This window comes from Streptomyces sp. WMMC1477 (genome assembly GCF_027460245.1).
GTDB lineage: Bacteria > Actinomycetota > Actinomycetes > Streptomycetales > Streptomycetaceae > Streptomyces.
This window is the reverse complement of record NZ_JAPZBD010000003.1, coordinates 4,231,373-4,257,494: the sequence shown is the minus strand read 5'-3', so window position 1 is coordinate 4,257,494 and position 26,122 is coordinate 4,231,373. Positions and strand designations below refer to the sequence as shown.

General features: G+C 72.8%; 25 protein-coding genes. 14 read left to right on the top strand and 11 right to left on the bottom strand.

The genetic code is table 11. The features are described from left to right. Positions 1-37 precede the first annotated feature (37 nt). Complete coding sequence (locus O7609_RS19130; RefSeq protein WP_269743948.1) at positions 38-631, top strand: TetR/AcrR family transcriptional regulator; 594 nt, start codon at positions 38-40, stop codon at positions 629-631. A gap of 63 nt (positions 632-694) precedes the next feature. Here O7609_RS19130 and O7609_RS19125 read toward each other — a convergent pair whose 3' ends face one another. The 3 genes from O7609_RS19125 to O7609_RS19115 form a co-directional block, all read right to left on the bottom strand. Beyond that, complete coding sequence (locus O7609_RS19125; protein WP_269735774.1) at positions 695-2,395, bottom strand: acyl-CoA mutase large subunit family protein; 1,701 nt, start codon at positions 2,393-2,395, stop codon at positions 695-697. A gap of 159 nt (positions 2,396-2,554) precedes the next feature. Beyond that, a complete protein-coding gene (locus tag O7609_RS19120; RefSeq protein WP_269735775.1) occupies positions 2,555-2,893 on the bottom strand; it encodes a DUF3817 domain-containing protein in 339 nt (112 codons plus the stop codon). Positions 2,894-3,065: 172 nt separating this feature from the next. Then, a complete protein-coding gene (locus O7609_RS19115; protein WP_269735776.1) occupies positions 3,066-3,575 on the bottom strand; it encodes a MarR family winged helix-turn-helix transcriptional regulator in 510 nt (169 codons plus the stop codon). A gap of 152 nt (positions 3,576-3,727) precedes the next feature. On the opposite strand from O7609_RS19115, the gene O7609_RS19110 reads away from it, so the two are divergent. Then, on the top strand, positions 3,728-4,732 hold the full coding sequence (locus O7609_RS19110) for a glycoside hydrolase family 6 protein (RefSeq protein WP_269743947.1): 1,005 nt from the start codon (positions 3,728-3,730) through the stop codon (positions 4,730-4,732). Positions 4,733-4,786: 54 nt separating this feature from the next. Here the strand turns inward: O7609_RS19110 and O7609_RS19105 are convergent, their stop codons facing one another. The 4 genes from O7609_RS19105 to O7609_RS19090 form a co-directional block, all read right to left on the bottom strand. Continuing rightward, positions 4,787-6,721, bottom strand: a complete 1,935-nt coding sequence (locus O7609_RS19105) for a kelch motif-containing protein (RefSeq protein ID WP_269735778.1) — start codon at positions 6,719-6,721, stop codon at positions 4,787-4,789. A 3-nt stretch (positions 6,722-6,724) separates the two neighbouring features. Next, a complete protein-coding gene (locus O7609_RS19100; protein WP_269735779.1) occupies positions 6,725-8,461 on the bottom strand; it encodes a glycosyltransferase family 2 protein in 1,737 nt (578 codons plus the stop codon). A 188-nt stretch (positions 8,462-8,649) separates the two neighbouring features. Next, positions 8,650-8,940, bottom strand: a complete 291-nt coding sequence (locus O7609_RS19095) for an MTH1187 family thiamine-binding protein (RefSeq protein ID WP_269735780.1) — start codon at positions 8,938-8,940, stop codon at positions 8,650-8,652. Then, the gene (locus tag O7609_RS19090; protein WP_269735781.1) at positions 8,937-9,293 is read right to left on the bottom strand and encodes a DUF3817 domain-containing protein; all 357 of its coding nucleotides are present in this window, start codon (positions 9,291-9,293) and stop codon (positions 8,937-8,939) included. Before O7609_RS19090 ends, O7609_RS19095 begins: the two co-directional genes overlap by 4 nt. Positions 9,294-9,401: 108 nt before the next feature. Between O7609_RS19090 and O7609_RS19085 the strand changes: the two genes are divergently transcribed. From O7609_RS19085 to O7609_RS19070, 4 genes are read left to right on the top strand one after another with little or no spacing between them, the layout of a single operon-like run. Continuing rightward, positions 9,402-10,040, top strand: a complete 639-nt coding sequence (locus tag O7609_RS19085) for an AIM24 family protein (RefSeq protein ID WP_269735782.1) — start codon at positions 9,402-9,404, stop codon at positions 10,038-10,040. Continuing rightward, positions 10,040-10,690 (top strand): AIM24 family protein, encoded by a 651-nt coding sequence (locus O7609_RS19080; protein WP_269735783.1) that lies wholly within the window; start codon positions 10,040-10,042, stop codon positions 10,688-10,690. The genes O7609_RS19085 and O7609_RS19080 overlap by 1 nt, the downstream gene beginning before the upstream one ends. Next, the gene (locus tag O7609_RS19075; protein WP_269735784.1) at positions 10,687-11,388 is read left to right on the top strand and encodes an AIM24 family protein; all 702 of its coding nucleotides are present in this window, start codon (positions 10,687-10,689) and stop codon (positions 11,386-11,388) included. The genes O7609_RS19080 and O7609_RS19075 overlap by 4 nt, the downstream gene beginning before the upstream one ends. A 27-nt stretch (positions 11,389-11,415) precedes the next feature. Beyond that, a complete protein-coding gene (locus tag O7609_RS19070; protein ID WP_269743946.1) occupies positions 11,416-11,892 on the top strand; it encodes a MarR family winged helix-turn-helix transcriptional regulator in 477 nt (158 codons plus the stop codon). Between the two features lie 13 nt (positions 11,893-11,905). Here O7609_RS19070 and meaB read toward each other — a convergent pair whose 3' ends face one another. Both meaB and O7609_RS19060 read right to left on the bottom strand, forming a co-directional pair. Beyond that, positions 11,906-12,865, bottom strand: a complete 960-nt coding sequence (gene meaB, locus O7609_RS19065; protein ID WP_269735786.1) for a methylmalonyl Co-A mutase-associated GTPase MeaB — start codon at positions 12,863-12,865, stop codon at positions 11,906-11,908. A 55-nt stretch (positions 12,866-12,920) separates the two neighbouring features. Beyond that, a complete protein-coding gene (locus O7609_RS19060; protein WP_269735787.1) occupies positions 12,921-14,123 on the bottom strand; it encodes an acetyl-CoA C-acetyltransferase in 1,203 nt (400 codons plus the stop codon). Between the two features lie 136 nt (positions 14,124-14,259). On the opposite strand from O7609_RS19060, the gene mce reads away from it, so the two are divergent. The 7 genes from mce (at position 14,260) to O7609_RS19025 (ending at position 23,840) form a co-directional block, all read left to right on the top strand. Continuing rightward, positions 14,260-14,691, top strand: a complete 432-nt coding sequence (mce, locus tag O7609_RS19055; RefSeq protein ID WP_219088558.1) for a methylmalonyl-CoA epimerase — start codon at positions 14,260-14,262, stop codon at positions 14,689-14,691. Positions 14,692-14,945: 254 nt separating this feature from the next. Then, entirely contained in the window at positions 14,946-18,398 is a 3,453-nt protein-coding gene (scy, locus tag O7609_RS19050) for a polarized growth protein Scy (protein ID WP_269743945.1), read from the top strand. Positions 18,399-18,636: 238 nt separating this feature from the next. Beyond that, complete coding sequence (locus O7609_RS19045; protein WP_269735789.1) at positions 18,637-19,575, top strand: cellulose-binding protein; 939 nt, start codon at positions 18,637-18,639, stop codon at positions 19,573-19,575. A gap of 140 nt (positions 19,576-19,715) precedes the next feature. Further along, entirely contained in the window at positions 19,716-20,798 is a 1,083-nt protein-coding gene (locus O7609_RS19040; RefSeq protein WP_269743944.1) for an ABC transporter ATP-binding protein, read from the top strand. 2 nt (positions 20,799-20,800) lie between these two features. After that, positions 20,801-21,568, top strand: a complete 768-nt coding sequence (locus tag O7609_RS19035) for an ABC transporter permease subunit (RefSeq protein WP_269735791.1) — start codon at positions 20,801-20,803, stop codon at positions 21,566-21,568. Positions 21,569-21,690: 122 nt separating this feature from the next. Then, positions 21,691-22,896, top strand: coding sequence for an ABC transporter ATP-binding protein (locus O7609_RS19030; RefSeq protein ID WP_269743943.1), 1,206 nt, complete (start codon positions 21,691-21,693; stop codon positions 22,894-22,896). Further along, positions 22,893-23,840, top strand: a complete 948-nt coding sequence (locus O7609_RS19025; protein WP_269735793.1) for an ABC transporter permease — start codon at positions 22,893-22,895, stop codon at positions 23,838-23,840. Before O7609_RS19030 ends, O7609_RS19025 begins: the two co-directional genes overlap by 4 nt. A 26-nt stretch (positions 23,841-23,866) precedes the next feature. Here O7609_RS19025 and O7609_RS19020 read toward each other — a convergent pair whose 3' ends face one another. Next, entirely contained in the window at positions 23,867-24,193 is a 327-nt protein-coding gene (locus O7609_RS19020) for an ATP/GTP-binding protein (protein WP_269735794.1), read from the bottom strand. A 249-nt stretch (positions 24,194-24,442) separates the two neighbouring features. Here O7609_RS19020 and O7609_RS19015 point away from each other — a divergent pair, with 249 nt between their 5' ends. Next, the gene (locus O7609_RS19015) at positions 24,443-25,534 is read left to right on the top strand and encodes an LLM class flavin-dependent oxidoreductase (RefSeq protein ID WP_269743942.1); all 1,092 of its coding nucleotides are present in this window, start codon (positions 24,443-24,445) and stop codon (positions 25,532-25,534) included. 6 nt (positions 25,535-25,540) lie between these two features. Here O7609_RS19015 and O7609_RS19010 read toward each other — a convergent pair whose 3' ends face one another. Next, complete coding sequence (locus O7609_RS19010; protein ID WP_219093070.1) at positions 25,541-25,933, bottom strand: SCO5389 family protein; 393 nt, start codon at positions 25,931-25,933, stop codon at positions 25,541-25,543. Positions 25,934-26,122: the final 189 nt, after the last annotated feature.

The following is a 26,122-nucleotide window of genomic DNA, read 5'->3' as shown; positions in this document are numbered from 1 at the left end:
TCGTAGCGTAACGCAGGACGGCGGATAGGGTCACGCCATGGCACGTCCCCGCAGCACCGCCGCCGACCAGGCGATCCTCCTCGCCACCCGGGCCGCACTGGTGGAAATGGGCTGGTCACGGCTGACGATGGCGGACATCGCCGTCCGGGCGGGTGTGGCGAAGACCACGCTGTACCGGCGCTGGCCGGGCAAGAGCGAACTCGTCGTCGACGCCGTCGCCGTCCTCTTCGACGAGCTGGCCCTCCCCGACCGCGGCAGCCTCGCCGCCGACATCGAGGGCACGGTCCTCCAGTTCGCGGCCCTGCTGGCCCGCCCGGAGACGCGGACGTCGCTGATGGCCGTGGTCGCCGAGTCCACCCACGACCCGGCGCTGCGGGAGCGGCTCAAGGCGGCCGTCGTCGACCGGCAGAAGCGGCTCGTCGTCCAGGGCCGCCTGCGCGCCCAGGAGCGCGGCGAGCTGCCGCCCGACGAGGACCCGCGGCAGACCGCCACGCACGTGGACCTCGTCTTCGACGTCGTCGCGGGCGCCGTGGTGCACCGGGCCCTGGTGAGCGCGGAGTCGGTCGACGCCGCCTGGGCCCGCCGCTTCACCGCCCTCCTCGTCGGCGGGCTGACGGCCCTGGAGACGTGAAACGGGCCCCCGGCCGAAGCCGGGGGAGCCCGCTGCCCGTCCGCTCCCGGTACCGCCTCCCGGTCAGAAGCCGGCGGGCTCCGTGTAGACGCCCCACTCGTCGCGCAGGGCGTTGCAGATCTCGCCGAGCGTGGCCTCCGCCCGGACGGCGTCCAGCATCGGCTCGATCATGTTCGAGCCGTCCCGCGCCGCCGCCAGCATCGCGTCCAGCGCGGTGCGCACGGCCGCGTCGTCCCGCGAGCCCTTCCGCTCCGCCAGCACGCGCACCTGCTCGCGCTCGACCTCGTGGCTGACCCGGAGGATCTCCAGGTCACCGGTGACCGATCCGGTGTGGCAGTTGACGCCGACGACCCTCTTGTCGTCCTTCTCCAGCGCCCGCTGGTACTGGAAGGCGGCCTCGGCGATCTCGCCGGTGAACCAGCCGTCCTCGATGCCCCGCAGGATGCCGGAGGTGACCGGGCCGATGGGGTGCTGGCCGTCGGGGTGGGCGCGCAGACCGCGCTCCTTGATCTGCTCGAAGATCTTCTCGGCGTCCGCCTCGATCCGGTCGGTGAGCTGTTCGACGAACCAGGAGCCGCCCAGCGGGTCGGCCACGTTGGTGACGCCCGTCTCCTCCATGATCACCTGCTGGGTGCGCAGCGCGATCTCGGCGGCCTGCTCCGAGGGCAGCGCCAGCGTCTCGTCCAGCGCGTTGGTGTGCAGCGAGTTGGTGCCGCCGAGCACCGCGGAGAGCGCCTCCAGCGCCGTGCGGACCACGTTGTTGTACGGCTGCTGCGCGGTGAGCGAGACCCCGGCCGTCTGGGTGTGGAACCGCAGCCACTGGGCCTTCTCGCTCGTCGCCCCGTAGACGTCGCGCATCCAGCGGGCCCAGATGCGGCGGGCCGCGCGGAACTTGGCGATCTCCTCGAAGAAGTCCAGGTGGGCGTCGAAGAAGAAGGACAGCCCCGGGGCGAACCGGTTGACGTCCAGCCCGCGGCTGAGGCCCAGCTCGACGTAGCCGAAGCCGTCCGCCAGGGTGTACGCGAGCTCCTGCGCGGCCGTGGCCCCGGCCTCCCGGATGTGGTATCCGGAGACGGACAGCGGCTTGTACGCCGGGATGCCGCGCGCGCAGTGCTCCATCAGGTCACCGATGAGGCGCAGGTGCGGCTCGGGCTGGAAGAGCCACTCCTTCTGGGCGATGTACTCCTTGAAGATGTCCGTCTGGAGGGTGCCGTTCAGCACCGACGGGTCCACGCCCTGCCGCTCGGCGGCCACCAGGTACATGCAGAAGACGGGGACGGCGGGGCCGCTGATCGTCATCGAGGTGGTGACGTCGCCGAGGGGGATGTCCTTGAACAGGACCTCCATGTCGGCCGCGGAGTCGATCGCCACGCCGCAGTGCCCGACCTCGCCCAGCGAGCGCGGGTCGTCGGAGTCACGGCCCATCAGCGTCGGCATGTCGAAGGCCACGGACAGCCCGCCGCCGCCCGCCTCCAGGATCATCTTGTAGCGCTCGTTCGTCTGCTCGGCGTTGCCGAAGCCCGCGAACTGCCGGATCGTCCAGGTGCGCCCCCGGTAGCCGGTGGGGTGGAGACCGCGGGTGAACGGGAACTCCCCCGGCCAGCCGATGCGCTCGAAGCCCTCGTAGCTGTCCCCGGGGCGCGGCCCGTAGACCGGGTCGACCTCGTCACCGCTCAGGGTGGTGAAGTCGGCGTCCCGCTTGCGTGCGGCGTCGTACCGGGCCTGCCACCGAAGGCGGCCCTCTGCGATGGCGTCAGCGTCCATACCCACGAATTTACTAGGACGTCCAAGTATTTGGCCAGCGTCGCAGGTGGGGTACTACGCCGACCCGGGACGGGAGCGGCCCGACACCGCCGTGCGCCGACCGCGGGCCCCTCCGGCATCCGGCGCGCCCCGGATCGTCCACCCGGAGCGCGGGGAGCGTCAGACGCCGGCCGGGGCCTCGGCGGGCTCGGCCTCCACCAGCGGGGCGACGTCACGCGTCACCTGCTTCTCCACGAAGAACGCGGCGAACGGGATGCACCCGGCGACCAGCACCCACAGCAGCCGCCCGAAGGGCCACCGCGCCTTCGAGCCCAGGTCGAAGGCGAAGATCACGTACACGATGAAGAGCACACCGTGGATCTGGGAGACCAGCATGGTGTCGCCGGTGTCGAAGCCGTACTTCGCCACGATGAAGCCCGTGAACACGAGCAGCCAGACGGCGGTCACGTAGGCCATCACCCGGTAGCGGGTCAGCACCTTCTGCTTCACAGAGCCCATTCCTCGCGTCAGGCAGCCCGCACGGCCGGGGTGCGGGGGTGGCCCCGGGCAGGCTGCGGCGTCCCGTCGAGCGTAACCGGGCACCCGACGCCGCCGTGCGGCAGCCCGCGGCTCCCGCGACACACGCCGGGGCGGACCGGGACAGGGGCCGGGGCGCAGCCCCCGGTCCGGGTCAGGACTCGTCGAAGTCCTTGGCCGCTATGCGCAGGGGCCGCAGCAGCGCGAAGATCTCCGCGCACTCCTCGTCGTCGTACGCCGCCAGCCCGAAGTCCATCTCCATGAGGTCGCGGGTGGCCGCCTCGCACACCTCGCGCCCCTTGTCGGTGATCGACGCCAGCGTGCCCCGGCCGTCGTTCGGGTTGGGCCGCTTGGCCACCAGCCCGACGCGCTGCAGCCGGTCCACGGTGTTGGTGACGGACGTGGGGTGCACCATGAGCCGTTCGCCGATCTTCGACATCGGCAGCTCACCGTTGCGGGAGAAGGTGAGCAGCACCAGCGCCTCGTAGCGGGCGAACGTGAGGCCGTACGGCTTGACCACCGCGTCCACCTCGGCCAGGAGGATCTGCTGGGCGCGCATGATCGAGGTGATCGCCCCCATCGCCGGGACGGAACCCCAGTGCTGCTTCCACAGCTCGTCGGCGCGGGCGATCGGGTCGAAGGAGAGACTGAGCGGCTTGGGCACGCCTCCGACCCTACCCGCGCGGCCACATGGTGATCAGCCGCATCTCACACCTCGGCCACCGGCCGCCACCCGCCGTGTCCCTCCGGCCGACCTTCCGTCCGTTATGCCAGGGTTATCCGCGCTGCGTTCCCCCGGTCTCCTGAGGAGAGTCGATGTCCGGCCGCCGTCTGCGGGCGCTCGCCGCCCTCACCCTGCTCGCCACGGCCCTGGGCTGCTCGGGCCAGGGCGCCGCCGCCCCCGCCGACCGGCCGGGCTCGGACGGCGCCGGCGTCGCCTCCGGCTCCTCCCCGTTCTGGGTCGACCCGGACAGCGACGCCGCGCGGCAGGTCGAGGAGTGGGAACGCGCGGGCCGCGGGAAGGACGCCGAGATGCTGCGCCGGATCGCCGAGCGGCCCGCGGCGGTCTGGCCCACCCCCGAGGACCCGGCCGCCCGCATCGGCCCGGCCGTGGCGGGTGCCGAGGCGACCGGCACGACGGCGGTGCTCGTCGCCTACAACATCCCCCACCGCGACTGCGGCCAGTACTCGGGCGGCGGCGCCCCGGACGCCGCCGCCTACCGGGCCTACCTGGAGAAGTTCGCCGAGGCCGTGGGCGAGCACGAGGCCGTCGTCGTCCTGGAGCCGGACGCGGTCGCGCACATCGTGGACGGCTGCACCCCCGCCGTCCACCACGAGGAGCGCTACACCCTCCTCGCCGAGGCCGTGGCCCGGCTCGGGCAGCTGCCCGGGACGACTGTCTACCTGGACGCCGGCAACCCGGGCTGGATCACCGACCCGGAGAAGCTGGTCCGCCCGCTGCGCCGCGCCGGCATCGAGGCGGCCGACGGCTTCGCCCTCAACGTGGCCAACTTTCACCGGGACGAAGCCGTGGCCTCCTACGGGCGCGCGCTCTCCGCCGCGCTCGGCGGCCAGCACTTCGTGATCGACTCCAGCCGCAACGGCAACGGCCCGTACACCGGCGGGGAGGAGCCCTGGTGCAACCCGCCCGGGCGGGCCCTCGGCACCCCGCCCACACGGGACACGGACGAGCCGCTGCTCGACGCCTACCTGTGGGTCAAGCGCCCCGGCGAGTCGGACGGCGAGTGCCGGGGCGGCCCGCAGGCCGGGCGGTGGTGGCCCGAGTACGCCCTGGGCCTGGCCCGCAACGCGCGCGGGTGACCCGGCCGGCGGGCTGCCGCGACCCGCGTCGCGGGGTGCGTGCCCCGCGGCCGCTCACGGCAGGTGGACCCACTTCGCGACCGACGGGGTGCCCTCCTCGTCGGTGAGGAAGAGCATGTACCAGCCCGGCGGGATCAGTGAGCCGTCGTCCGGCACCGAGACCGTCACGCCGTCCGGGGCCCGGTCGACACCGAGCGCGATCGAGCGCTGCTCGACGTCGGTGACGTGGGTGACGGCGCTCGGCCGCATCAGCCGGGCCGTGGCGATGCGGTCGGCGTCCGGCGTCGCATACGTGGCCTCGCCGCCGCGCTCCAGCTTCACCGGGCCGTCGCCGATCACCGGCCGGTTCTCGCCGCGCTCCCCGTGCAGGTACGGCGGCGTGTACACCTCGATCCGCTTCTCGAAGGTGCCCAGGCGGGTGTTGTCCTCGTCCGCGTACAGGGGGTCGGAGCCGAACGTCGCGACCCGGCCGTCGGGCAGGAGCAGCGCCTCGGAGTGGTAGTTGCGGCCCACCTCGGGCGCCGCGGCCTCGGTGAACGCACCGCTTCGCGGGTCGTAGATCTGCGCGGCGAGGATGTCGCTGTCGCTCCGGCCCCGGTAGTCGCGCGATCCTCCGGTGGTGAAGACCGTGTCGTCGGGCAGGATCACGCTGTTGAGGTAGCGGGTCGGTTCCGGCAGATCGGGACCGTCGCGGTAGACGGGGTTCTCCGCGGTCAGGTCCACGATCGCGGTGCGCTCCGTGGACTTCTCCGACTCGCCCACTCCCCCGCCGCCGAGCACCATGACCTTGCGGTCCTGGGCCGGGGGCAGCAGCAGGGAGCTCGAGGTCTCCAGCTGGTCGGGGTCCTTGAGCCCGCCGACCTTCTCGAAGGTGTTGGCCGACAGGTCCCAGATCCCGGGGACGCGGCCCTCGTCGGCGGGCCCGTACCCGGCGTTCGACCCGGAGTAGAAGAGCTTGTCCCCCTCGAAGAGGAACAGTGCCGGGTAGGTCGGGAAGTAGCGCTTGGGGCCGGTGGACCAGCTCTGCGTCTCCGGGTCGTAGATCTCGTTGTCGCCCTGGAGGATCTCGCCGACCTCGTCCAGCCCCGAGACGGACAGCACCCGGCCGTCGGGCAGGGTGACGAGGGTCGGATACCAGCGGGCCTCGTCCATGGGGTCGACGCGCACGTACTTCTCGGCCACGGGGTCGAACTCGAAGGAGTCCTTGATCCCCTGGAAGTCCTGCTTGTCGAGATTGAGCTGCTCGGCGAGGCCGTAGAGGTTGTCGGCCTCCTTGCCGCGAAGGCCGACGATCTCGTACTGCGCCGGGTCGTCGGTGACGTACTCCTCGCCCTCCTCGACGGCCTCCACGAAGACGACGGCCTCGCTGGCGGTGACGGTGACTTCGCCGGTCTCGTCGTCCGCCTCCTTCTCCGCCCGCGGGACGAGCACCGAGGCGGTGCTCGCGTACTCCTTGCCGGAGGGGGAGCGGAAGCGGGTGCCCTCGGGGAGGGTGCGGGGCTCGTCCGGGTTCTCGTTCTTGACCCTCATGGCGCCCCCCGCGCGCTTCACCTTCCCGTCGAGGACCTCGTAGCGCGCGGTGCCCCCGGCGACCAGCATGCTGCCGTCGGCGAGCTGGGCGTGTCCGGCGCAGAACAGGTCCTCGGGAGTGGGGACGCGCTCGAAGGTGTGGTCCGCCGGGTCCCACAGGATCGTGGCGAAGGTGCCGGCGTCGAACTGCTCCTGGTTGTTGCCGGAGCCCGCGATGAGCAGCACCTTGCCGGTGTGCAGCAGGGCGGCGTGGATGGCGTTGGTCTGGTACTGCGAGGGGACGTCCATGATCTGCCAGGACCCGTAGCGCGCCTTGTAGGCGGGCCGGGATATGCGGTACTCGTGCAGCCGTTCCTGGGCGAAGCCCAGGGCGGCCGGGGCGTTGAGCCCGGCGAGGACGACGGTGACGCCGGTGCCTATGAGGGTCTTTCGGAACTGCTTGCTCGGGCGGTAGGGCATGGGTCAGCTCCCGCTGGACGTGGCGACGAGGGCGGGCTCGCGCTCGTCGCGCGGTGCGCGGCGAACGCGTTTCGTGCGGTACTCGGACAGGCTCCACAGCGCCACCGGGGCGAGTGCGACGACGAGCGCCAGCACCGTCCAGGTGCGCATGGCGGCGTGGGTGTGGCCGAGGGCGAAGGACGCCACGAGCCCCGAGCCGAGCACGGCGATCCACATGAGGTGGACGCGGAAGGTGCTGAGGCGGTCGGGGCTGGCGGTGCCTCCCTTGGGCGTGACGACGAACCGGCAGTCGCGGCGCAGGACCGCGGCCATGGCGGAGCGCGCGTAGACCGGGGCGCAGATCGCGGACATGGCCATGCCCGCCAGGCCGCCGGAGCCCTCCGGTTCGTGGGGCGAGACGTTGTGCCGCCGGTTCCACACGTACAGGCCGATCTGGAGGGCGGCGACGTCGCTGTAGAGCATCATCCACACGGCGGCGGTGACCTGCGTCCCGGAGGCGCCGAGCCAGAGGAAGAGCGTGCAGCTCAGGGCGCCCAGCAGCCAGGTGACGGCGCTCATGGGGTAGTAGGCCAGCATGAGCGAGTAGTTGAGGAGACGGCCCGGGGGGAAGCGGTGGGGGCCGCGCCAGAACTGCCGCAAAATCGTCTCGTACGTGCCGCGCGACCAGCGGGTCTGCTGGGTGAAGAAGTCGGTCCAGCACGCCGGCCCCTCCCCGACGGCCAGCACGTCGGGGGTGTAGACGGAACGCCAGCACCGGCCCGTGGCGGGGTTGCGGGTGCGGTGGAGCTCGAAGCCGGTGGCCATGTCCTCGGTGATCGAGTCCCGCAGGCCGCCGATCTGCAGCACGGCCGAGACGCGCACGGCGTTGTTGGTGCCGACGAACATGGGGGCCCCGTAGCGGTTCCCGGCCCGCTGGATGAGGGCGTGGAACAGGAACTGCTGGCTCTCGGCGAGCTTGGTGACGGTCCGCGTGTAGTTGCCGTACACCTGCGGGCCGACGACGAAGGCCACGTCGGGGTCGCGGAAGTAGCCCAGCATCCGTTCGAGGTAGTTGGGCAGCGGCACGTGGTCCGTGTCGACGGAGGCGAAGTAGTGGTAGTCGGGGCCGTGCAGGGCCAGCCAGGCGTTGTAGTTGCCGTGCTTGGTGCGGGCCCGGTGGACGCCGTCGTCCTGGTTCCACTCCTCGACGCCCCGGCGGGTGAAGTGGTGGACACCCAGCTCCGCGCAGAGGGCGCGGGCCACCTCGTCGTCGCCCTCGTCCAGCAGCCAGACGTCCAGCACGCCGTCGTGGCGGAGGGCGACGGCGCCCTCCAGCGTCGCCCGCACCATCTCGATGGGCTCCTTGCCCGGCACGTACGTCGTCAGGAAGGCGACCCGCGTGCCGGGCTCGGGCGTGACGGGGACAGGATCGCGGGCGACCATCGTGGCGTGCGCGATGGAGAGCACGTTCACGAAGCGGAACAGCTCGATGCAGCCGATGCAGCCGAGCATCACCCAGTCGGCGGCCACCAGCCAGCCGGCGGCTCCGGGCCGGTCCGTCCAGTGGTCCGGCCACACGAGCCACAGGAGGAGCACGGCCGACAGCGCGGGGGCCGCCGTCATCAGCAGGATCGCGCGCACCCGGTGCGGCTCCTGCGACAGCAGGCTGCGGTAGCGCACCCGGTAGGGCGACGCGTCAGGCTCGGTGAGAGGCCCCGCGAGTCGGCTGTAGCTCTCGTAGTCGTAGCCCTGCTGGCGCACGGTCCCTCCACGACTCACTCGAACGAAACCGACACGTCCCAGCAGAAGGGACGTGCGGTTTCGTGTCGAACGGAGTGCGGAGGGTGTCCGCCGCCGCCTTGCGGCCCCGGAGGGCTTCTGCTCTCCGGCCCGCCGGGGCGGTGGTACAGCGCGACCGCCCGGTGCGGGGGCGCTGGGGAGGGGGTCGGTCAGCGCAGGTGGCGCTCGACCGTTTCCACCTTCCGGGTTAGTCCATCGGTGACCCCGGGGCGGACGTCCGCCTTGAGGACCAGGGAGACGCGCGGCGCTCGCGCTTCGACGGCGGCCACCGCGCGGCGGACGACGTCCATGCACTCCTCCCACTCGCCCTCGATCGACGTGAACATCGCGTCGGTCCGGTTCGGGAGGCCGGATTCGCGGACCACTCGGACGGCATCGGCGACGTACTCCCCCACGTCCTCGCCGACCCCGAGCGGCGTCACCGAGAAGGCGACGATCACGCGCCCGCCACGCCCTCGCGCTGCGGCTCGCCCGCGTCCTGCCCGGCGGCCACGGCCTCCTCGCACTCGCGGCGCAGCATCGTGTCGGCGTAGAAGCCGCCGAACGGCACGAGCGAGAGCACGAAGTAGACCAGCGGACGGCCGAGCTGCCACCGGGTGCGGTTCCAGGCGTCGGCCAGGAAGACGAGGAAGAGCACGACGAGGGCGCCGTGCACCGCACCCATCACCGGGACGGCGTTGAAGTCCGTCGTCCGCTTGAGCACGGAGCACAGCAGGAGGACGAGGTAGGACACCGCCTCGACGACGGAGACGAGGCGGAGACGGCGGAGGGCGGAGACGGTCTTCATGTCCACGGGGAGTCCTCGGGAAAAGCTGGGAGGGGCTTGTGAAGGAAAGCACAAGGCTTCCGGACATTGTGGCACCCTCCCGGAGCGTCACCCGCACGGGGTAGGTTCGGGCCCGTGGCTCAGTTCCGACTCCAGGGCGGCAAGGTCCTCGCCGTCGACCTCAGCGGTGACAGCGTGCGGGCGAAGAACGGATCGATGATCGCCTACGAGGGCGAGATGGCGTTCAAACGGCTCACTGGTGGGGGTGACGGCCTGCGCGGCATGGTCACCCGCAGGCTCACCGGGGAGCAGATGGAGGTCATGGAGGTCAAGGGGAAGGGCACCTGCTACTTCGCCGACGCCGCCGGTGACGTCTCCCTCGTCACACTCCGGCAGGACACCCTGCACGTGGAGTCGAGCAACCTGCTGTGCACCGAGGGCGGGCTGCGCACCGGGACGACGTTCACCGGGCTGCGCGGCGCCTCCCAGGGCAACGGGCTGTTCACCACCACGGTCGAGGGCACCGGGCAGGCGGCCCTGACGTCCCAGGGGCCGGCGATCGTCCTCCGGGTGACTCCGCAGACGCCCCTGCGCGTCGATCCGGGCGCCTACCTCGCCCACTCAGGCCGGCTCCGCCAGGAGCTGCAGAGCGGAGTGACCTTCCGCACCTTCCTCGGCGAGGGCTCCGGCGAGGCGTTCCAGATCCACTTCGAGGGCGAGGGCCTGGTCTACGTCCAGCCCAGCGAGCGCACCACCCTGGGAGGACAGCTCTGATGGGGTTCACCAAGATCAGCAGCCAGATGGTCGAGGCGCACCTCCGCGGCGGCGAGCGGCTCTACAGCCAGCGCGGCGCGATGCTCGCCTACCGCGGCGACGTCTCCTTCACGCCCAACCTGACCAGCGGGCAGGGCGGGGTGATGTCCGCCATCGGGCGCCGGGTGCGGGGCGAGGCCGCGCCGCTGATGACCGTCGAGGGGCGGGGCAGCGTCCTGTTCGGGCACGGCGGCCACCACGTGCACGTCGTCGAGCTGGCCGGCTCCCTGCTGCACGTCGAGGCCGACCGGCTGCTGGCCTTCGAGGGCACGCTCCGCCAGGGCACCGTCTTCCTCGGCTCCCAGGGCGGCGTCATGGGCATGGTGCGGGGCCAGGCCACGGGCCAGGGGCTGTTCACCACCACCCTGGAAGGCCACGGCAGCGTCGCCGTCCTCGCCCACGGCGGGGTGCTGGAGCTGCCGGTGACGCCGCGGCGTCCGGTCCACGTGGACCCGCAGGCCTACGTCGGCCACCAGGGCGACCTGCGCAACAAGCTGTCGTCCGCCCTCGGCTGGCGGGACATGGTGGGCCGCGGCTCGGGGGAGGCCTTCCAGCTCGAACTGTCCGGCCAGGGAACCGTCTACGTCCAGGCGAGCGAGGAGAAGCTGTGAACGGTCCGGTGGTCTACGACGCGCACACGCTGCCGGTCGACGACAACGTCAACCCCTACGCCTTCAGCGTGGACCTGAACGGCCAGTGGTTCCTCCAGAAGGGCAAGATGATCGCCTACTTCGGCGACATCCGCTTCGACGGCATCGGCCACGGCCCGCTCGACCAGCTGGTGGCCCGCAGCTTCCACTCCCCGCTGCACGCGGCCGACTGGGTCGTGGCCCAGGGCCGGGGGAGGCTGCTGCTCGCCGACCGCGCCTTCGACGTCAACTCCTACGACCTGGACGAGGGCAACCTGACGATCCGTTCGGGCAACCTGCTCGCGTTCCAGGAGACGCTCTCGCTCAAGCAGTCCATCATCCCGGGCTTCGTGACGCTCATCGGCACCGGGAAGTTCGTCGCCGCGTCCAACGGCCCGGTGCACTTCGTCGAGCCCCCGGTTCGGGTGGACCCGCAGGCGCTGGTCGGCTGGGCCGACTGTCCGTCGCCGTGCCACCACTACGACCACGGCTACCTGCGCGGATTCCTCGGCGGGGTCCGCGCGCTGACGGGGCTGGGCGGCGCCTCGGGCGAGGAGCACCAGTTCGAGTTCACCGGCGCGGGCACGGTGCTGCTGCAGTCGTCCGAGACGCTCATGGCCGAACGGGCCGTCGGCGGGGTGCCGGGACAGCCGGGCGTTCCCGGTGCTCACGGCGGCTGAGCCGGGCGGGCTGGGTAAAGTCGCCGCATGGACACCGAAAACGGTCCGCAGTGGCTCACGGACGACGAGCAGCGGGCCTGGCGCACGCACCTCGACGTCAGCCGCCTGCTGATGTACCAGCTCGAACGGGACCTCCAGCCGTTCGGCCTCACCATGCACGACTACGAGATCCTGGTGAATCTCTCGGAGTCCGGGGACCGGCGGATGCGCATGAGCGATCTGGCGCAGGCGACGCTGCAGTCCAAGAGCCGGCTCTCCCACCAGATCACCCGGATGGAGAGCGCGGGGCTGGTGCGGCGCGAGCACTGCGACACGGACAAGCGAGGGCTGTTCGCCTGCCTCACCGACCACGGCTGGAACACCATGCGGGAGGTCGCCCCGCACCACGTGGAGTCGGTGCGGAGGCACTTCATCGACCTGCTCGCCCCGGAGAGCCTGAGCGCCCTCCAGACCACCCTGGCGCCCGTCGCGGAGCATCTGCGCTCCCGTCGCGGCCGGGTCTGAGGGGCCTGGGCGGCTACCCGGCGGTCAGGCCCGCGACGAGCTCGTCGGCCGCCGCGTAGGGGTCGAGCGTGCCGGCGGCGATGCGGTCGGCCAGGGCGCCGAGGCGGCGGTCGCCGTGCAGGTCGGCGATGCGTTCCCGCAGGGCGGTCACGGCGATGGTCTCGACCTCGTGGGCCGCCCTGCGCGTGCGGCGTTCGGCGAGGACGCCGCGCTCCTCCATCCAGGCGCGGTGCTTCTCCAGCGCCTCCACGACCTCGTCCACGCCCTCGCCCCGTGCGGCGACGGTCTTGACGATGGGGGGACGCCAGTCCCCCGGCGCCCGGGACTCCCCGAGGCCGAGCATGTGGTTGAGCTCGCGCGCGGTGGCGTCGGCACCGTCCCGGTCGGCCTTGTTGACGACGTAGACGTCGCCGATCTCCAGGATGCCCGCCTTGGCCGCCTGGATGCCGTCGCCCATGCCCGGGGCGAGCAGGACGACGGAGGTGTCGGCCTGGCCCGCGATCTCGACCTCGGACTGGCCGACCCCGACGGTCTCGACCAGGACGACGTCGCACCCGGCCGCGTCCAGGACGCGGATGGCCTGCGGGGCGGCCCAAGCCAGCCCGCCCAGGTGGCCGCGCGTGGCCATGGAGCGGATGTAGACGCCCGGGTCGGAGGCGTGGTCCGACATCCGGACGCGGTCCCCGAGCAGGGCGCCGCCGGAGAAGGGCGAGGACGGGTCGACGGCGAGGACACCGACCCGCTTGCCGATCCTGCGGTAGGCGCTGACCAGCGCCGACGTCGAGGTGGACTTACCGACGCCCGGGGAGCCGGTGAGCCCGACGACGTAGGCGTTGCCGGTCAGCGGGGCGAGGGCCGCCATCACCTCACGCAGATGCGGGGACGCCCCCTCCACCAGTGAGATCAGCCGCGCCACTGCCCGCGGCCTGCCCTCGCGGGCCTGCTCCACCAGTCCGGGGACGTCCACCGTCATCTGTGCTGCGCTCCTCGCTCCGTTGCGTGTACGCGTTGCCGGGTCCTGCGCCGGGTTACTTGCCGGGCACCTTGACGATCAGGGCGTCGCCCTGGCCGCCGCCGCCGCACAGGGCCGCCGCACCGGTACCGCCGCCGCGCCGCTTCAGCTCCAGGGCGAGGTGGAGGACGATGCGGGCGCCGGACATGCCGATCGGGTGGCCGAGGGCGATGGCGCCACCGTTGACGTTCACCTTGTCGGCGGTCACGCCCAGGTCCTTCATGGACTGGTGGGAGACGGCGGCGAAGGCCTCGTTGATCTCGATGAGGTCGAGGTCGGCGACGTCGAGGCCCTCCTTGCCGAGGGCGTGCTTGATCGCGTTGGACGGCTGCGACTGGAGCGAGTTGTCCGGCCCTGCCACGTTGCCGTGGGCACCGATCTCGGCGATCCACTCCAGGCCCAGCTCCTCGGCCTTGGCCTTGCTCATGACGACGACCGCGGCGGCGCCGTCCGAGATCTGCGAGGCGGAGCCCGCGGTGATGGTGCCGTCCTTGGCGAAGGCGGGGCGCAGCTTGCCCAGGGACTCGGCCGTCGTCTCCGCCCGGATGCCCTCGTCCTTGCTGAAGACGACCGGCTCGCCCTTGCGCTGGGGGATCTCGACAGGGGTGATCTCGGCCTCGAACAGCCCGTTCTTCTGCGCGGCGGCGGCCCGCTGGTGCGAGGCGGCGGCGATCTCGTCCTGCACGTCGCGCGGGATGCCCAGGCGGGTGTTGTGCTTCTCGGTCGACTCGCCCATCGCGACGCCCTCGAAGGAGTCCGTCAGGCCGTCGTGGGCCATGGCGTCGAGCATCTCCACCGCGCCGTACTTGTGGCCCTCGCGGGATCCCGGCAGCAGGTGCGGGGCGTTGGTCATCGACTCCTGACCGCCGGCGACGACGACGTCGAACTCGCCGGCGCGGACGAGCTGGTCCGCGAGCGCGATGGCGTCGAGGCCGGAGAGGCAGACCTTGTTGATCGTGAGGGCGGGGACGTTCATGGGGATGCCGGCCTTGACGGCGGCCTGGCGGGCCGGGATCTGCCCCGCGCCGGCCTGGAGCACCTGCCCCATGATCACGTACTGGACCTGGTCGCCGCCGATCCCCGCACGGTCGAGGGCGGCCTTGATCGCGAAGCCGCCGAGGTCGGCGCCGGAGAAGGACTTGAGCGAGCCGAGCAGTCGGCCCATGGGCGTACGGGCGCCCGCGACGATCACTGAGGTGGTGCCGGTCGTGCCAGTCATGCTGCGGCCCCTTCGGAGAAGGAAGTGAACGAGGGTTAATCGTCAATGTACTGAGCGGTATGCGGCCAGGTCACCGGTCGGAAGGTGTGACCGTGCGCACGTTGCGTAACCACCTCCGAAGCGGTGTCCTGGTTCCATGTTGACGCGTATCGACCACATCGGGATCGCCTGCTTCGACCTGGACCGGACGGTGGAGTTCTACCGTGCCACGTACGGCTTCGAGGTGTTCCACACCGAGGTCAACGAGGAGCAGGGCGTCCGCGAGGCCATGCTGAAGATCAACGAGACGAGCGACGGCGGCGCCTCCTACCTGCAGCTCCTGGAGCCGACGCGGGAGGACTCGGCCGTCGGGAAGTGGCTGGCGAAGAACGGCGAGGGGGTGCACCACATCGCCTTCGGCACGGCCGACGTGGACGGGGACGCGGCCGCGATCCGCGACAAGGGCGTGCGCGTCCTCTACGACGAGCCGCGCATCGGCTCCATGGGCTCGAGGATCACGTTCCTGCACCCGAAGGACTGCCACGGCGTCCTGACCGAGCTCGTGACCTCGGCCGAGGACCCGCACTGACCCGCTGAGGCGAGGACGAAGGGCGGCGCCGCGGGTGCCGCCCGTCGCCCGGGTCGACGCACGAGAACACCGAGATCGCCGAACTCGGTAGAGTACGCGGCACGGCGAACCGCCGTGGGCCCGTTCCGCACACCCCCGATGATCTGACACCATTTCCTCGGAGGCTCTACGGAAGCACTCCGTGGAGTGATCCGCGGACGCCCGCCGGAACAGCCTGCACACCTTACCGACCAGGGGACGGATGGGACCGCGCAGTGCGGGGCTACGACCGCTACGAGGCTGACGATCACCTGTCGCGCTTCGAGGCCGAGATGGAACGGCTGAAGAAGGAACGGGACAAGGCGGTCGACCACGCCGACGACCTCGGCTATCAGGTCGAGGTGTTGCGCGCCAAGCTCCACGAGGCGCGCCGCAGTCTCGCCTCCCGGCCCGCGGGCTACGACAACCTGGCCGGGCAGGCCGAACAGCTCCTGCGCAACGCCCAGATGCAGGCCGAGCAGCTGCGGGCCGACGCCGACCGCGAGCTGCGCGAGGCGCGCGCCCAGGTCCAGCGCATCCAGCAGGAGCACGCCGAGGCGCAGGCCCGCATGGAGTCCGAGCTGCACACGGAGGCCGTCCGCCGCCGGCAGCAGCTCGACCAGGAGCTGGCGGAGCGCCGCGCCACCGTCGAGTCGCACGTCAACGAGAACGTGGCGTGGGCGGAGCAGGTGCGGGCGCGCAGCGAGTCCCAGGCGCGCAGGCTCACCGAGGAGGCCCGCGCCGAGGCCGAGCAGGCGCTCCGGGCCGCCCGGGCCGAGGCCCAGCGGCTGACGGAGCAGTCCCGGCACCGGCTGAACGAGGAGGCCGAGAGCGCTCGGGCCGAGGCCGAGGCGCTGCTGCGCCGGGCCCGCACGGACGCGGAGCGGCTGCTGACGGCCGCGTCCGCCCAGGCCCAGGAGGCCACCGAGCACGCCGACCGGCTGCGGACCACCTCCGCCGCCGAGGCGGACTCGGCGCGGCGCGAGGCCACCGAGCAGGCGCGCCGGGCCGAGGAGCGGGTGCGGGAGGCCGACGAGGCGCTGCGCGCGGCCCGCGCGGAGGCCGACAAGCTGCTGGAGAGCGCCCGGGAGGACGCGGAGAAGCGGCTCGCCGACGCGGAGGCCACGAACGAGCAGCGCACCCGCACCGCGAAGGCGCAGGTCGCCCGCCTGGTCAGCGAGGCCACCGGCGAGGCGGAGGCGGTCAAGGCGGAGGCCGAGCAGCTGCGCGCCGACGCGAAGGCGGAGGCGGAACGGCTGCTGGCCGAGGCCAAGGAGGACGCGAAGGCTTCGGCGGCGGAGGAGTCGGCGGTCCAGCTGGCCGAGGCGGCCCGCGGCGCCGAGGAGATCCTGAGCAAGGCGGCGGAGGAAGCCCGCTCCACCAAGAAGTCGGCCGCCGAGGAGGCCGAGCGGCTGCGCCGGAAGGCCGAGGATGAGGCCGACCGGCTGCGGGCCGAAGCGCACGACACGGCCGAGCAGTTGAAGGGCGCGGCGCAGGCCGACACCAAGGACTACCGGGCGAAGACCGTCGAACTCCAGGAGGAGGCGCGGCGGCTGCGCGGCGAGGCCGAGCAACTGCGGGCGGACGCCGTCGAGGAGGGCGAGCGCATTCGGGCCGAGGCCCGCAAGGACGCCGTCCAGCAGATCGAGGAGGCGGCGTCCAAGGCCGAGGGGCTGCTGAGCCAGGCCAAGGCGGACGCCGAGGAGACGCGCGGCTCGGCGAGCGCCGAGGCGGAGCGGCTGCGCGGCGAGGCCATCGAGCGGGCCACGGGCCTGCGGCGGCAGGCGGACGAGCTGCTGGAGCGGGCCCGGGGCGAGGCCGAGGACCTGCGCCGGGACGCCGAGGAGCAGGCGGAGCGGGCGCGGGCGGAGGCCGAGCAGGCCGGGCGCCGCGCCCGTGAGGAGGCCGAGCAGCAGGCGGCGCAGACGACGGCCGAGGCGGAGGAGGCGGCCGCGCGGCGGCGGGACGAGGCGGAGCAGCAGCTCTCGGCCGCGCAGGAGGAGCTGACCGCCGCCCGCGCGGAGGCCGAGCGGCTGCGCGAGGAGGCGCGGGCCGAGACGGAGCGGCTCCGGTCCGAGGCCGCCGAGCGGGTCCGGACCCTGCGCGAGCAGGCCGAGGAGGAGGCCGACCGGCTGCGGTCGGAGGCCGCGTCGGACGCCGCGCAGGCGCGGGTGGAGGGCGAGGCCGTCGCCGTCCGGCTGCGCACCGAGGCGGCGACCGAGGGGGAGCGGCTGCGGGCGGACGCCCAGGAGGCGGCCGACCGGGTGCGGTCGGAGGCGGACACGGCGGCCGAACGGCTGGGCGCCGAGGCCGCCGAGGCGCTGTCGGCGGCGCAGGAGGAGGCGTCCCGGCGCCGGCGGGAGGCCGAGGAGCTGCTGGCCGACGCCCGCGAGGAGGCCCACCGCGAGCGCACCCAGGCGCGCGAGCAGAGCGAGGAGTTGCTCGCCTCGGCCCGCCGCCGGGTGGAGGAGGCGCAGGCGGAGGCCACCCGGCTGGTGGCCGAGGCGGAGGAGCGGGCCGCGGGGCTCGTGGCTTCCGCCGAGGAGCAGGCCCAGCAGGTCCGGGACGCGGTCTCGGGGCTGCGGGAGGAGGCCGAGGAGGAGATCACCGGGCTGCGTACGGCGGCCGAGCACGCTGCGGCGACCCTGCGCCGGGAGGCCGGCGAGGAGTCGGAGGCGGCCAAGGCCCTGGCGGAGCGCACGGTCGCGGACGCCATCGCGGAGGCCGAGCGGCTGCGTTCGACCGCGGAGCGGGAGTCCGAGCAGGCGCGCGCCGACGGGGACCGGGTCCGGGACGAGGCCCGGGCGGAGGCGTCCCGCAAGGTCACCGAAGCCGCCGAGCAGGCGGACGAGTTGCTGGCGGAGGCCCGCAAGGAGGCACTGCGCACGGCGACGGCGTCCGAGGAGCAGGCCGACACGATGATCGGGGTGGCGCGCGCCGAGGCCGATCGGCTGGTCGCGGAGGCCCGCGCGGAGAGCCACGAGCTGGTCGAGCAGGCCCGCGGGGACTCCAACACGATGCTGGAGGAGGCCCGCAGGGACGCGGCCGCCATCCGGGAGCGCACCGAGGAGCGGCGCAGCCGGGTGGAGAGCGAGGTCGAGGAGCTGCACGACCGGGCCCGCCGGGAGGCGGCCGAGGCGATGAAGTCGGCCGGTGAGCGGACGGACAAGCTGGTCCGGGCGGCCGAGGAGCAGCTCAGCGAGGCGAAGGAGAAGGCCGCCGAGCTGGTCTCGGACGCGAAGTCCGAGGCGAGCAGCGTGCGGATCTCGGCGGTGAAGAAGGCCGAATCGCTGCTGAAGGAGGCCGAGCAGAAGAAGGCCGCCGTCCTGCGGGAGGCGGAGGAGACGCGCAGCGAGGCCCGGGCGGAGGCCCAGCGCATCGTGGACGAGGGCCGGAGCGAGCTGGAGGCCCTGGTGCGGCGTCAGGAGGACATCAACGCCGAGATCTCCCGGGTACAGGACGTGCTGGAGGCACTGGAGTCCTTCGAGATGCCGGGCGGTGGCGGCGGGCGCGGCCGGGACGAGGACGGGGGCAAGTCGGGCCGGTCGGGCAAGAGCGCCAAGGAGGGCAAAGACGGCAAGGGCGGCCGGGAGGCGGAGGACGCCGGCGAGGGCGGTGCGGCCGGGAAGGACGACGGCGTCAAGGCCGGAGCGGGGGCGGGCGGTCAGCGCGGCAACGGCAAGGCGTGAGCCGGCCGTGGCCGGTGGCGCCCACCGTCAGGTCCGGGCCGTCAGGGTCCAGCCGTCCGAGTCCTGGGCGTTGGGGGGCCGGGCCGTCGGGCGTTCGGGACGCCCGCCCGAAAGCCACCCGAAAGAGCGCACATTGTCCTCAGCAAACCCCATGAATCGGCCATCCGCTCGATGACACGCCGCTTGGGCCCCTAGGATTCCGCTTAACACCTCACCGGTCTCTTTCGACAGGAACCCCATGAGCGACACTTCCTCCCCCTTCGGCTTCGAGCTCGTGCGGCGTGGTTACGACCGCGGACAGGTGGACGACCGCATCACGAAGCTCGTCGCCGACCGTGACAGCGCCCTGGCCCGCATCACCTCGCTGGAAAAGCGCATCGAGGAGCTGCACCTCGAGACACAGAACGCCCAGGCCCAGGTCAATGACTCCGAACCGTCCTATGCCGGGCTCGGCGCCCGGGTCGAGAAGATCCTGCGCCTGGCCGAAGAAGAGGCCAAGGACCTGCGTGAGGAGGCCCGTCGGGCTGCCGAGCAGCACCGGGATCTCGCGGAGAGCGCCGCCCAGCAGGTGCGGGACGACGCCGAGGCGTTCGCGGCCGACCGGAAGCAGAAGGCCGAGGAAGACGGCGTCCGCATCGTCGACAAGGCCAAGGGCGAGGCCGAGGTGCTGCGCTCCGACGCCGAGAAGGACGCGCAGTCCAAGCGGGAGGAGGCGGACGCCCTCTTCGAGGACACCCGGGCGAAGGCCGCTCAGGCCGCCGCCGACTTCGAGACGAACCTGGCCAAGCGCCGCGAGCAGTCCGAGCGCGACCTGGCCTCCCGCCAGGCGAAGGCGGAGAAGCGGCTGGCGGAGATCGAGCACCGCGCCGAGCAGCTCCGGCTGGAGGCCGAGAAGCTGCGCACCGACGCCGAGCGCCGGGCCCGCCAGACGGTGGAGACGGCCCAGCGCCAGGCCGAGGACATCGTGGCCGACGCCAACGCCAAGGCCGACCGCGTCCGCAGCGAGTCCGAGCGCGAGCTGGCCGCGCTGACCAACCGCCGCGACAGCATCAACGCCCAGCTCACGAACGTGCGCGAGATGCTGGCCACCCTCACGGGTGCGGCCGTCGCCGCCTCCGGGCAGCCGGTCGACGAGGACGAGGTGGCCAAGAACGTCCCGGCGCAGCAGTCCCGCTGACGCCCTGCCGACGCGTCGGCGGCCCCGGCTGAGGCCCGCCGGGGCCTCGGACGCATCCTCGGACGGCCTCCGTGGCCGGCACCGCTCCGGGCGGCGCACGCAAGTTGGCGTGCGCCGCCCGGACCGTTTAGGTTCGGACCATGATCGAGCTTGACGGGCTCACGAAGCACTATGGCACCACCGTCGCGGTGGACCGGCTCACCTGCACGGTCCAGCCCGGCGTCGTGACCGGCTTCCTGGGTCCAAACGGGGCAGGCAAGTCGACCACGATGCGCATGATGCTCGGCCTGGACCGGCCGACGGCGGGCGACGTCCGCATCGACGGCGAACACTACGACAGGCTTCGCGATCCGTTGAAGCGCATCGGAGCGCTGCTGGAGGCGAAGGCCGTCCATCCGGGGAGGACGGCGTACAACCATCTGAAGGTCCTCGCCCAGTCCAACGGCATTCCCGAGCGCCGGGTGCCCGAGGTGCTGGACCTCGTCGGGCTGACCTCGGTGGCGAAGAAGCGGCCCAAGGCGTTCTCGCTGGGCATGGGCCAGCGGCTCGGCATCGCCACGGCGCTGCTGGGCGACCCGAAGATCCTGATGTTCGACGAGCCGGTCAACGGACTGGACCCGGAGGGCATCCACTGGATCCGCAACCTGATGAAGTACCTGGCCTCCGAGGGCAAGACGGTCTTCGTCTCCAGCCATCTGATGAGCGAGATGGCCCTCACCGCCGATCACCTCATCGTCATCGGCCAGGGGCGGCTGCTCGCCGACACCTCCATGCGCCAGTTCATCCGGGAGAACTCCCGCTCGTACGTGCGGGTGCGCACGCCCGAGCCCGAGCGGCTGCGCGACGCCCTGGCGGGCGCCGGGCTGACGGCCGCGGACTCCGGGGACGGCGCGCTGGAGGTGGACGGCGCCGAATCCGACCGGGTGGGTGAGCTGGCCGCGGGCGAGGGGCTCGTGCTCCACGAGCTGAGCCCGCAGCAGGCCTCGCTGGAGGAGGCCTTCATGCGGCTGACGGCCGGTTCGGTGCAGTACCACGCGCACGGGGCCGCCCCCGCGGCGGCGCCGGGCGGCCCCGCCACGCCGGGCGCGCCCGGTGGTCCCGGCGGATCCGGGGTGCCCGCGGCTCCGGGCGGGCCGGGCACCGCGGGCGGGCCCGCAGCCACGACGGCGCCCGGCGGGCCGGAGGGGCCCGCGGCGGCCGACGGTCACGGAAAGGGGGCCTGACCATGGCTCACACGACTCGGGTCCTCCGTTCGGAGTGGACCAAGGCCATCACCGTCCGGGCCACGATGTGGACGCTCGGCATCGCGTTCCTCGTCACGGTCGCGATCGGCGTCCTGATCAGCCTGGTGATCAACAGCAGCTTCGAGGACCTCCCCGAGCGGGACCGGCTCACCTTCGACCCGGTGCTGACCAGCTTCGCCGGGATGTCGCTCGGGCAGCTCGCGATGATCGCCTTCGGCATCCTGCTGGTCTCCAACGAGTACAGCACCGGGATGATCCGGGCCTCGCTGGCCGCGGTTCCGCAGCGCGGGACGTTCATGACGGCGAAGCTGGTCGTCGGCACGGGGCTGGTCCTCGTCGTCGGCATGATCACCAGCTTCGTGTCGTTCTTCCTCGGTCAGGCGATGCTCGGCGACCTCTCGGTCTCGCTCGGCGACGAGAACGTGCTGCGCGCCGTCATCGGCGGCGGTCTCTACATGACGCTCATCGCGCTGTTCGCCATGGGGGTCACCTGGATCCTGCGCAGCGCGCTGCTGGCGTTCTCCATCCTCGTCCCGCTGTTCTTCCTGGTCACGCCGATCCTGGCCAACATCGAGGCCACCCGCGACGTCGGGTACTGGTTCCCGGACCAGGCCGGCGGCTGGATCATGAGCGTCGTGGACACCGGTGACCGGCCCTACGGCCCGTGGGGCGGGCTGCTCATCATGGTGGGCTGGACGGCGGTGGCCCTCGTCGCCGGCTATCTGACGCTGAGGAAGCGGGACGCCTGAGTTCGTCCCGGACCGCCCCTGGCCCACCCGTCCGACGGGAACCGTTCAAGCGACGGTAGCCTCCTTGCCTACGGGGGCGCTGACCGAGGCCCCGCACGCACGTACGGCCAGGGGCGAACTGCATGATCGAGGCTTTCGGGCTGACCAAGCACTACGGTGCCAAGACAGCCGTGTACAACCTGTCCTTCCAGGTACGTCCAGGTGTCGTCACCGGCTTCCTCGGGCCCAACGGCTCGGGAAAGTCCACGACGATGCGGATGATCCTGGGGCTGGACGAGCCGAGCAGCGGGACCGTGTCCATCGGCGGGCGGTCGTTCCGCCAGCACGGCAACGCGGCCCGCCAGGTGGGGGCGCTGCTCGACGCGAAGGCCCTGCACGGTGGCCGCACCGCGCGCAACCACCTGGTGTGCCTGGCGCAGTTGTCGGGCATCCCGAAGCGGCGCGTGGACGAGGTGCTGGACATCGTCGGCCTGCGGTCCGTCGCGGGCAAGCGGGCCAAGGACTTCTCCCTCGGCATGGGCCAGCGGCTCGGCATCGCCGCCGCGCTGCTCGGCGACCCGCGGGTGCTCCTGTTCGACGAGCCCGTCAACGGCCTCGACCCGGAGGGCATCCGCTGGGTGCGGCAGCTCATGAAGCAGCTGGCCGCCGAGGGCCGCACCGTGTTCGTGTCCAGCCACCTCATGAGCGAGATGGCCCTCACCGCCGACCACCTCATCGTCATCGGCCGGGGCCAGCTCCTGGCCGACCAGTCGGTGAAGGAGTTCATCGCCGCCAACTCCGCGGAGTTCGCCCGCGTCCGCACCCCGGACGACTTGCCACAGCACCGGGAGAAGCTCTCCGCCGCGCTCGCCGAGGCGGGCGGCCGCGTCGAGCCCGAGCAGGACGGCGCGCTGAAGGTCACCGGGCTGCCGCTCCCCCGGATCAGCGACGTCGCGCACTCCGCCGACGTCCGGCTGTGGGAACTCTCCCCGCACCACGCCTCCCTGGAGGAGGCCTACATGCTCATGACGCAGGGCGCCGTCGACTACGCCGCGGCGGCCGCCGGTACCGGGCACCCGGGCCTGCCGCCGCAGGGTGCCCCGCACGGCGCTTCCCACGGCGGCCAGACCGCCTGGGGCTGGGGCGGCGGAGCACCTTCCGCGCCCGGACAGCAGCCGGGGCAGCCGGGGCCGTGGCAGGGCGCCGCGCCCGCCGGGGCTCCCGTGCCCCAGGCTCCCGGCGGTCCCTACGCCCCGCCCCCGCAGGCGCCGCCCGCCGGTCCCCCGGCCCCCGCGCCCGCGCCCGCGCCCGCCCAGCAGCCCACGTCCGACCGCGAGGACGCCCGATGAGCACGCCCTACGCCCCGCAGCAGCCCGCAGCGCCCCAGCAGCCCGCTCCGCAGGGGGCGCACGGCCGCGCCCCCGAGGGCTACCCGCAGCCCGCCCAGGGCGGCGACAAGAAGACGCACCTCGGCCACGCCATCGCCTCGGAGTGGACGAAGATCCGCTCGGTCCGGTCGACGATCTGGACGCTCGCGGTCATGTTCGTCCTCGTCGTCGGCATCGGCCTGCTCGTCGGCCTCGCCTTCGGCAGCGCCGACTACGCCGAGATCCCCGTCCTCGCCCCCGGCCTCTTCGGCCTGATGCTGGGACAGCTGGCGATCATCACGCTCGGCGTGCTCGTCGTCACCTCCGAGTACAGCACCGGCATGATCCGCACGACGCTGGCCGTCTCGCCCAAGCGCACCCGGGTGCTGACCGCCAAGGCCCTCGTGTTCTTCGTCCTGTCGTTCGTCATGACGTTCGCGGCCTGCGGCCTGACCGCCCTCATCCACTCGGCCATGATCGAGGGCAAGCCGCTCTCGCCCTACCCGGACCCGGCCATCTGGAACGAGGACGCGCTGGCGGCGGGCGAGGCGACGGCCACGTCGACGCAGTGGCTCGACGCGACGCTGGGGGCCTCCCTCTACGTCTCGCTGCTCGGCCTGCTCTCCCTCGCCGTCGGCACGCTGCTGCGCAGCACGCCCGGCACCGTCACCACGATGCTCGGCCTCGTCCTGCTGCCGTTCATCGCCTCGCTGTTCATGGTCACGGAGAGCACCCGCGAGCTCGGGGACACGATCCGCGAGTACTCCACGCTCAACGGGCTGGCGACGCTCTACCACATCCCGTTCCGGTTCGACTTCGACCCGGGCCAGGAGATCAACGGCTGGCCGCTGCTCGGTCTGCTCGCGGCCGTCACCGGCGCCGTCCTCATCGCCGCCTACGCCCGCATCGCCACCCGGGACGTCTGAGGCCCGCCCCCGCTCCCGCCGCTCCCTCAGTACCGGGGGGCGTTGCGGGAGCGCTGGACCCGGGTCGTCCGCCGGTCTCTGGCCGACCAGCAGGGGGCGTGCCAGTGCCGGCGGTCGTCCACGTCCCCGAACTGCGGCCAGGTGACGACGTGCGGCACCCCGGGCGGGATCTGCTGGTCGCAGCCGGGGCAGCGGTAGTGCTTGGCCGCGGCGGCTCCGCTGACGCGGCGCACGACCCACTCCTGCCCCCGCCAGTCCTCGGTGTGCTCCACGCCGATGCCCCGACCACCGCCGGTGGCGGGGCCGTTGCCGTTCCTGGCTCCGCCACGTGGGCGGTTTCGACGCGGAGACACGTTTCACCTCACGGTGTGCGGGGGCGGGCCTGCCCCGAGTGGTGCGGTCCGTTCCAGCCTAGCCGCCGGGGCTGGGCCGTTCGGGCCGCTTCCGTCCGGTCGCGGGCCCGCGCGCACTCGCACCGGCGGGCGCCGTGTCACTCGTTCTGCTGATGATCGGAAGAACTCGCGGGGCGGCCGTGCCCATGGCACGTGTCACGCGTTAGTGCGGTGGAGTGACCCCGCGTCGGCCACCAGGAGGCGATGGACATGCGCGTCGGCACGTTCGTACTGGCCGCCCAGTTCCCCGGGCAGGGACAGGGTGAGGCGCTGCACCGCGCGGTGCGCTCGGCGACGGCCGCCGAGGAGGCCGGCCTCGACGCCGTCTGGCTGGCCGAGCACCACTTCGTGCCCTACGGCACCTGCCCCTCCGCCGTGACGCTGGCGGCCTACCTGCTCGGGCGCACCCGGCGCGTCGGCGTCGGCACCGCCGTCAGCGTCCTGCCCACCACCCACCCGGTGGCCCTCGGCGAGCAGGCGGCCCTGCTGCACCACACCGCCGCCGGGCGGTTCACCCTCGGCGTCGGGCGGGGCGGACCCTGGGTCGACCTGCAGGTGTTCGGCGCGGGGGTCGAGGCGTACGAGGAGGGCTTCCCCGAATCCCTCGACCTGCTGCTGCGCTGGCTCCGCGAGGGCCGGGTGGGCGCGGACGGGCCGCGCTACCGCTTCCGCGAGGTCGCCGTCGTACCGCGCCCGGCGGAGGCTCTCGCCGCGGCGGCGGACGGGCCACCCGTCGTCGTCGCCTGCACCTCCGAGGGCTCGGTGCGGCTCGCCGCCCGGCGCGGGCTGCCCATGCTGCTCGGCATGCACTGCGGGGACGACGAGAAGGCGCGGCTGACCGCACTGTGGCGGCGCGAGGCGCTGGCCGCCGGGTGGCCCGCGGCCACCGTCGAAGCGCGGGCGGCCGAGCACGTGTCCGCCGGCGTGGTGCAGGTCGGCCCGAGCCGCGCCGAGGCCGCCGAGGTGCTCCTCAAGGCCATGCCGGGCTGGCTGCGGCAGGGGCTGGCCGCACACGTCACCGTGGACGGCCGTGAGCGCGCCATGCGCGACCCCGTCGCCTACACGGAGCTGCTGTGCGGCCTGCACCCCGTCGGCCCGCCCGAGCTGTGCGCCGAGCGCCTGGCCCGGACGTCGGAGCGCACCGGCATCCAGCGCTTCGCGCTGCTCGCCGAGGGCTCCGGCGACCTGGCGGCCACCGAGGCGAACGTCCACCGCCTCGGCGCCGAGGTGCTGCCGCTCCTCGGCGCCGGGGCGGGCGAGGGCGCGTCCACGGCCTGCGCGAGCGGCGACAGCCCGTGCTGAAACGACTCAGCAGTCGCGCAGCAGAGGCGACTGGTTGAGCAGTTGGCCACGGACCGAGGTGAAGCGCTCCAGCCGTTCGTCCGCCGTGGAGTCGAGCGGGAAGACCGCGACCCGGTGGCAGTTCTGGAAGGCGAGCCGCACCCCGAAGTGCCGCTCCAGCGCCCCCCGGATCGCGTCGCTGGCCAGCGCCCGGAGGAGCTGACCGCGCGCCTGCTCGTCCGGCGGCGGTGTCTGGTTGTCGGCGAAATCCCCACCGTCGACCTGGAGTCGGGCGACGAGGGAGCTGACCATCTCCCATGCGTAGGGGAGGGAGTTCTTGACGCAGTCGACGAAAGCCGCTTCGTCGACCTCGCCTCGCTCGGCCTGTGCCAGAAGGGCCGGTGAGACGTCGAGCGACATGGGGTTCTCCTCTCGCGGCCCCGGACGAACCCGGGGCCGTACGGACGGGACGAGGGGCCCCGCTCGTGGTGCGCTCACCGAGCAGCGACACCCCCATCACCTACGGTAAGGCCGTAACGAGTCCGCCACCATAGGGTTGCGCACACAACAGGCCATGTATGAACGGGGAGAACCAGGGGCGAATCGCTC

Bases quoted from the DNA above. Each gene is read 5' to 3' on its own strand.
- O7609_RS19125 (WP_269735774.1), bottom strand. From the start codon at position 2,395: ATGGACGCTGACGCCATCGCAGAGGGCCGCCTTCGGTGGCAGGCCCGG.
- O7609_RS19040 (WP_269743944.1), top strand. From the start codon at position 19,716: ATGATCGAGCTTGACGGGCTCACGAAGCACTATGGCACCACCGTCGCG.
- O7609_RS19080 (WP_269735783.1), top strand. From the start codon at position 10,040: ATGGGGTTCACCAAGATCAGCAGCCAGATGGTCGAGGCGCACCTCCGC.
- O7609_RS19070 (WP_269743946.1), top strand. From the start codon at position 11,416: ATGGACACCGAAAACGGTCCGCAGTGGCTCACGGACGACGAGCAGCGG.
- O7609_RS19010 (WP_219093070.1), bottom strand. From the start codon at position 25,933: ATGTCGCTCGACGTCTCACCGGCCCTTCTGGCACAGGCCGAGCGAGGC.
- meaB (WP_269735786.1), bottom strand. From the start codon at position 12,865: ATGACGGTGGACGTCCCCGGACTGGTGGAGCAGGCCCGCGAGGGCAGG.
- O7609_RS19130 (WP_269743948.1), top strand. From the start codon at position 38: ATGGCACGTCCCCGCAGCACCGCCGCCGACCAGGCGATCCTCCTCGCC.
- O7609_RS19030 (WP_269743943.1), top strand. From the start codon at position 21,691: ATGATCGAGGCTTTCGGGCTGACCAAGCACTACGGTGCCAAGACAGCC.
- mce (WP_219088558.1), top strand. From the start codon at position 14,260: ATGTTGACGCGTATCGACCACATCGGGATCGCCTGCTTCGACCTGGAC.
- O7609_RS19060 (WP_269735787.1), bottom strand. From the start codon at position 14,123: ATGACTGGCACGACCGGCACCACCTCAGTGATCGTCGCGGGCGCCCGT.
- O7609_RS19025 (WP_269735793.1), top strand. From the start codon at position 22,893: ATGAGCACGCCCTACGCCCCGCAGCAGCCCGCAGCGCCCCAGCAGCCC.
- O7609_RS19045 (WP_269735789.1), top strand. From the start codon at position 18,637: ATGAGCGACACTTCCTCCCCCTTCGGCTTCGAGCTCGTGCGGCGTGGT.
- O7609_RS19035 (WP_269735791.1), top strand. From the start codon at position 20,801: ATGGCTCACACGACTCGGGTCCTCCGTTCGGAGTGGACCAAGGCCATC.
- O7609_RS19105 (WP_269735778.1), bottom strand. From the start codon at position 6,721: ATGCCCTACCGCCCGAGCAAGCAGTTCCGAAAGACCCTCATAGGCACC.
- O7609_RS19015 (WP_269743942.1), top strand. From the start codon at position 24,443: ATGCGCGTCGGCACGTTCGTACTGGCCGCCCAGTTCCCCGGGCAGGGA.
- O7609_RS19120 (WP_269735775.1), bottom strand. From the start codon at position 2,893: ATGGGCTCTGTGAAGCAGAAGGTGCTGACCCGCTACCGGGTGATGGCC.
- O7609_RS19110 (WP_269743947.1), top strand. From the start codon at position 3,728: ATGTCCGGCCGCCGTCTGCGGGCGCTCGCCGCCCTCACCCTGCTCGCC.